Below are 2582 nucleotides of genomic sequence, written 5' to 3' on the forward strand. Positions count from 1 at the left end.
CCGCCCGGGGACGGCGTCGACGTGCCCGGGGTCTGGGGCGCGGTGGGCGGGCCGGGGGTGCCGGTGACGCCGGGCGACGGGCTCGGTCCGGTCACGGCGGAGTCGTCGTCGCTGCGGCCGACCGGCAGCGAGCCGGTGCCGTCCGGGACCTCGTGGGTGCCCTTGCGGTAGTACTCCAGCCAGGACAGGACCGTGTGCAGGTACTCCTGCGAGTTGTTGTAGCTGAGGATCGCCCGGTTGAGGTCGGCCTGGGCGGACAGGTCCCAGCCGTTGCGGCACAGGTAGTGGCCGGCGGCGAGGGCGGCGTCGTAGACGTTGTTGGGGTCCTTCTTGCCGTCGCCGTTGCCGTCGCGGCCCGCCCAGGCCCAGGTGGACGGGATGAACTGCATGGGACCGACGGCGTTGTCGTAGCTGCTGTTGCCGTCGTAGACGCCGTCGTCGGTGTCCTTGATGAGGGCGAAGCCGTTGCCGTCGAGCTGCGGGCCGATGATGCGGCCGATGGTGGTGCCGTTCGCGTCGACGCGGCCGCCGCGGGCCTGACCGGACTCCACCTTGCCGATGGCGGCGAGGAGTTGCCAGGGGAGGTTGCAGCCGGGCTTCGCGCTGCGCAGCTCCGACTCGGCCCTCTTGTAGGCGTCGAGGACGGTCGCGGGGATGCCCGCCTCGGCGGGGCCCCGGGACACGGGGGTGCCGATGGTGGGTGCGGGGCTCGGGCTGTTGAGCGGCGGCAGGTCCGTGTAGTACGGCGAGTTGCCGGTGGCGCTGTCGTCGGAGGGTGCCGAGGGAGAGGGCGCGCTGTCGGCGGTGGTCCGTCTGCCGTTGCCGTCCGCCGTCACGTCGGGAGCCTGGGACGCGGACAGAGCCGCGACCGCGACCGCCGCGACGGTGGTGGTGACCGCCGCCTTGCGGAGTCTCCTGTCGAACTGCGCCGCCATAGAGTGACCCCTCCCGTGGACGCCCGCGCGTCCGTCTCCGTCGTCCGTCTGTCGCCGCAACTTTCCGAGCACGACGGTCGTCTGTTCGACCAGTACGGCGCCGCAGGCGACCCTACGACAACTTGCTTTGCACGGGCACCCGTTCGCGCCCGATATTCACCAGTTGGCCATATGAGGAGCGGCGTTGCCTTTCACCCTGAGTCATGCGGCGGCCGTGCTGCCCGCCGTGCGCGGCGACGGATCGGGGCGGGGGCGTCTGGTGCCCGCCGTGCTGGTCGCGGGGTCGTTCTCGCCCGACATGACCTATTACGCGGCGAGTCTGGTGTCCGGGGCGATGGAGTTCGGGGACGTGACGCACTCCTTCGCCGGGGTCTTCTCGGTCGATGTGCTCATCGCCTGGACGCTGGTGGGGCTGTGGCTGCTGGTGCGCGAGCCGTTGGTGGCGCTGCTGCCGCGGGCGCGGCAGGGGCGTGCCGCCGCCCTGCTGCGCTGCGGGGCGCCACGCGCGCGCGTGCGGCCGTCCCTGGTGGTGTGGTGGTACGTGTCGGCGGTGATCGGTGCGCTGACGCACGTGGTGTGGGACGCGTTCACGCATCTCGACCGGTGGGGGATGCGGGTGTTCCCCGTGCTGGGGCGGGAGATCGCGGGCTCGCCGCTGTACTGGTACGCGCAGTACGGCGGTTCCGCGGTGGCCGCGGTGGTGATCGCCGTGTTCGTGGCGCGGGCGCTGCGCCGGCAGGCCCCGGCCGGGCCACTGGGCGTCCCCGCGCTGTCGGCGCGGGACCGGTGGTGGGCCGGGGCGGTGCTCGGCGGCTGTGCGCTGGCCGGGGTGGTGCAGCGGACGACGCGGTGGTGGGACTACCGGGGGTCCGCGGCGAAGCCCTGGGAGATCATCCCGACGGTGTGCTTCGGGGCGGGCGCAGGGCTGGTCCCGGGGCTGCTGCTGTGTGCCGTGGCGGTCAGGGTGTGGCGTCCGGTCCCGGTCCCGGGAAGCCCGGGAGACGTCGGTACGGAGCCGGGCCGCCGGGTCGCGCGCTGAGGGTGTCGGGGGTGGCGGTGAACACGGTGAAGGTGTGTGCGGGGCGTGACCGCGGCAGCAGGGTGAGGGCGAGCGTCAGGTAACCGCGGGCCAGGTCGGACCACAGGCGCCAGGCGGTCGTCTCGCGTGGACTCACGGCGGCCGGGTCCCGGCGGGCGAGCCCGCGGCGGAGGTCTGCCGCGGTGCGGCGCAGGGCCGTCGCGAGGGTGGTGGGGCTGCGGCCGGTGCTTGCGCCCGGCGCGAAGACCGGGACCGGCAGGAGTGGCACGCGGGCGGGTCGGTCTGTGCTTGCCCGTGCCGGTGTCGTCCGGTGGTGGAGCATGCGTATACCCATGCCCGCATCCTCAGGGGAGACGAGGAGCGGGGGCTTTCCCACGGGGTCCACCTGAGTGACGGGCCCTCCGGGGGTTGGGGGACGGGGCGTCGGGCTGGCCGTCGCGTGCCGGCGCCGACCGACGCCCGCCCGCACCGGAGACCGACGTCGCGGGGCGGCGAGGGGCGGCGAGGGTACGCGCCCGGAGGCCGACGCCCCCGAGCCCCGGGGCGGGGGGCGGCGAGGGTACGCGCCCAGGCGCGCCGGACCCCGGGTGTGGAGGCCCCTGGGCGGA

Annotated in this window: 2 protein-coding genes; one reads left to right on the forward strand and one right to left on the reverse strand. The window is 74.5% G+C overall.

Annotated features, from left to right (window positions below; all coding sequences use genetic code 11):
* On the reverse strand, nt 1-935 hold a 935-nt coding region (locus tag GTW67_RS01420; protein WP_161162973.1), incomplete at its 3' end, for a lytic transglycosylase domain-containing protein.
* Nucleotides 936-1119: 184 nt separating this feature from the next.
* Between GTW67_RS01420 and GTW67_RS01425 the strand changes: the two genes are divergently transcribed.
* Nucleotides 1120-1974, forward strand: a complete 855-nt coding sequence (locus tag GTW67_RS01425) for a DUF4184 family protein (RefSeq protein ID WP_161162974.1) — start codon at nt 1120-1122, stop codon at nt 1972-1974.
* Nucleotides 1975-2582 lie beyond the last annotated feature (608 nt).

The organism is Streptomyces sp. SID5910 (assembly GCF_009862125.1).
Lineage (GTDB): Bacteria > Actinomycetota > Actinomycetes > Streptomycetales > Streptomycetaceae > Streptomyces.